A 312-nucleotide genomic window follows, 5' to 3' on the forward strand; every position below is an offset into this window, starting at 1 on the left:
AGGGCGGCCGGGCGGGAGGCGAAGCTCTGCTATATGGGCCATGCCACAATGGAGAACCGGCATGGGCTGGCGGTGGCCGGCATGGTTACACGTGCCGATGGCACCGCCGAACGCCGCGCCTCGGAGATCATGCTGAAGGCCCAAGGCAAAGCCGCCGGCCACCGCATCACGGCCGGCGAGGACAAGGCGTACGATACCGCCGATCACGTGGCCAATCTTCGTGCCATCGGCGCCTGCGTGGTAGCACTCGATCCCATTATTGAGGCCATCCGGATCCACGTCATGAGCGCGGAACGCATCCACGCCGACGAT

1 pseudogene is annotated in these 312 nt (G+C 65.7%); it reads left to right on the top strand.

Annotated elements, in window-relative coordinates:
* Positions 1 to 33: 33 nt before the first annotated feature.
* Positions 34 to 312 (top strand): annotated as a pseudogene (locus tag CWO89_RS49895) (hypothetical protein); the annotation flags it as partial.

This window comes from Bradyrhizobium sp. Leo170, from assembly GCF_004296405.1.
Taxonomy (GTDB): Bacteria; Pseudomonadota; Alphaproteobacteria; order Rhizobiales; family Xanthobacteraceae; genus Bradyrhizobium.